This is a genomic window from Microbulbifer okhotskensis (assembly GCF_023895975.1).
Taxonomy (GTDB): Bacteria; Pseudomonadota; Gammaproteobacteria; order Pseudomonadales; family Cellvibrionaceae; genus Microbulbifer; species Microbulbifer okhotskensis.
In genome coordinates this window covers 1-2,504 of record NZ_JALBWM010000236.1, presented here as the reverse complement: position 1 = coordinate 2,504, position 2,504 = coordinate 1, and the positions used below count along the sequence as shown (strand labels likewise).

The window sequence follows — 2,504 nt, the reverse complement described above, 5'->3', positions numbered from 1 at the left end:
CCGCCCAGGTTCACCAGGAAAGCCGCTGGAAAGTGGATGCGCGCTCGCCGGTGGGGGCCGAAGGGCTGGCCCAGTTTATGCCCGCCACCAGCAACTGGTTTGCCCAGCTGTATCCGCAAACCCTGGGAGAACGGCAACCCTATAACGCCGGCTGGTCCCTGCAGGCTCTGGTGCTATACGACCGCTGGCTTTACCGGCGTCTCTCTGCCAGCGACAACTGCGAGCGTTGGGCCATGGTGCTCGCATCCTATAACGGTGGCTTGGGCTGGGTACTCAGGGACAAGCGCACAGCCTCTGCCGGGGGAGCCGATCAGCTGCGCTGGTTTAACGCCGTCGAGCACTACAACGCCGGCCGCTCACGCGCGGCTTTCCGTGAAAACCGCGATTACCCGCGCAAGATTCTCCTGCGCTGGGAACCGCTCTACGTGCGCGCCCAGTGGGGCAGCGGTGCTTGTACTTGCGGGGTGCAACTGTGATCGCCCGCTGGCTGCTGCTCGCCGTGCTCTGTGCCGGCCTCGCCGCCACTGCCGGATATTGGCGCGGACACCAGAACGGCGTGCGCGATACGCAGCTCGCCACCAACCGCCAGGCAGTGAGTGATTTGTCCTCGCTGATTGAAAACCATCGCCAATTAATCAATGAGGCCAACGCGGCCGGGCAGCGCCTCGCCGCGCAGACTGCCCAGCGCGCCGCCCTCGATAACCAAACCACGCAGGAGTTAAGGAATGCCCTGGCTAAAACGGCGGATAGCCGTGTGCGCTGTGTGTTTGATCTTGATGTCATGCAGTCACTGGCGGCCGCCCGTGACAGAGCCGCCCAGGCCGCTGCCTCCGGGCTTAATGAGTCCCTGCCCAGTGCCGGCACCACATCCCGACAATAACGCCGATGCCGTGGCTATCGAATTAAAGCGGCTGTATGACCTTTATGGCACCTGTGCTGGTCGCCTGTTTGAGCTGCAGCACTGGCTCAGTAAAAGTGAGGAACGCTAATGCCTCAAGCACACGATTGGATAGTTCCAGGAATCCAGTTTCTCGCCTTGCTGGTATCGCTCACCGGCGTACTTATCGTGATCGGCAAGCGCCAGGAGCAGCAATACGAAAAATACCTGAATGCCCGCTTTGAAACGCTCAACAAGCTACTCGCCGAAGTGGATGGCCGGGGCAAAGAGTCCGACAAACGAATCAACGAAATTGAGCGCAACCTCATGACCCTGCGTGCCGATTTACCGGAAAAATACCTGCGCCGTGAAGACCATGTGCGCAGCCAAACGGTGGTGGAATCAAAACTGGACGCGGTGTTTATACGCATTGAAAACCTGCAGCTAAGGGAGGCACAGGCCCAATGACAGGTCTAAAAATCGACCACAACAAAGTCCGCCGTGAGGGTATGCGCTGGACCATTTTGCTCACCCTCAATCACGCCCGGCCTATCGGTGCCCACGAGCAACTGATTTTGCAAACGGTTCAGGGCGTCTACACGGATGCCACACCGGCAGAACTGCGCCGGGAACTGGAATACCTGCACGAGCGCGAGTTGCTCAAAGTAGAAAAAGCACCCAGCGGTACCTGGCGCGCAGGGCTTACCCGTCACGGCGTGGACCTGGCCGAATACACCGTGGACTGCGAGCCCGGCATCGCCCGCCCCGAAAAATATTGGGAGGGCTGAAATGCCCCAGGTTTCCAAGGTCCAGCGCCTCAATACCGACGATAAAGACTGGCTCGACAAGGAGCTGGTGGCCCGTGGTTTTTCCGGTTATGACGAGCTGGAAAGCCTCTGCCGCGAACGCGGTATCGATATTTCCAGTAGCAGCCTGCACCGCTACGGCCAGACATTCCGCGAGCGCCTCGACCAGGTGAAGATGATCACCGAGCAGGCGCGCGCGGTAGTGGCCGAAGCGCCCGACGATGAAGGCGCGATCAATGAAGCGCTGATGCGCCTGGTGCAGGAAAAACTCTTTACCGTAATTCGGGATGCGCAGATCAGCGGCGATATTCCCCTGGATAAAATCGCCAAGGCTATCGCGGACCTGGGTCGTGCCAGTGTTAGCCAGAAACGCCTGGCAGCAGAAGCGCGCAAGCAGCTGTTACTTGAACAGCGGCAAAAACTCGATGCCCTCGGCGATAAAGGTGGCGTTACCGAAGACACCAAACAAGCCATCCGCGAAGCCCTGGGAATTGAGTAATGAGCAAACGCAAGGGCAACGCAAAAAACCTACCGGCCAATCCCGACGCTATTTTCCTGCCGTTCCAATCCGCCTGGATCAAGGACGACAACCGCCTCAAGTTGATGGAGAAATCCCGCCAGATCGGTTTGTCCTGGTCTACCGCCTATGCCGCCGACGAACGCACGGCCGCAGCCGGTGCCCGCCACGATCAGTGGGTCAGCAGCCGCGACGACCTGCAGGCGCGCCTGTTTGTCGAGGACTGCAAAATGTGGGCGGGCATTATGAATATGGCCGCCAAAGACCTGGGCGAAATGGTGCTGGATGAAGAAAAGCGCATCTC

General features: G+C 59.5%; 7 protein-coding genes. All 7 read left to right on the top strand.

The annotated features are described in order from the left end of the window. The coding region (locus MO867_RS21565; protein WP_252472984.1) for a transglycosylase SLT domain-containing protein at positions 1-476 on the top strand (476 nt) is incomplete at its 5' end. Further along, positions 458-880 (top strand): hypothetical protein, encoded by a 423-nt coding sequence (locus MO867_RS21560; protein ID WP_252472982.1) that lies wholly within the window; start codon positions 458-460, stop codon positions 878-880. The genes MO867_RS21565 and MO867_RS21560, both read left to right, overlap by 19 nt. After that, a complete protein-coding gene (locus MO867_RS24365; RefSeq protein WP_444875288.1) occupies positions 777-989 on the top strand; it encodes a hypothetical protein in 213 nt (70 codons plus the stop codon). The genes MO867_RS21560 and MO867_RS24365 overlap by 104 nt, the downstream gene beginning before the upstream one ends. Continuing rightward, entirely contained in the window at positions 989-1,345 is a 357-nt protein-coding gene (locus MO867_RS21555; protein ID WP_252472979.1) for a hypothetical protein, read from the top strand. Before MO867_RS24365 ends, MO867_RS21555 begins: the two co-directional genes overlap by 1 nt. Continuing rightward, a complete protein-coding gene (locus tag MO867_RS21550) occupies positions 1,342-1,665 on the top strand; it encodes a cytoplasmic protein (protein ID WP_252472977.1) in 324 nt (107 codons plus the stop codon). Before MO867_RS21555 ends, MO867_RS21550 begins: the two co-directional genes overlap by 4 nt. A gap of 1 nt (position 1,666) precedes the next feature. Further along, entirely contained in the window at positions 1,667-2,182 is a 516-nt protein-coding gene (locus MO867_RS21545) for a DUF3486 family protein (protein WP_252472975.1), read from the top strand. Then, positions 2,182-2,504 (top strand): hypothetical protein (locus MO867_RS21540; protein ID WP_252472973.1); only part of this gene is annotated, 323 nt, incomplete at its 3' end. The genes MO867_RS21545 and MO867_RS21540, both read left to right, overlap by 1 nt.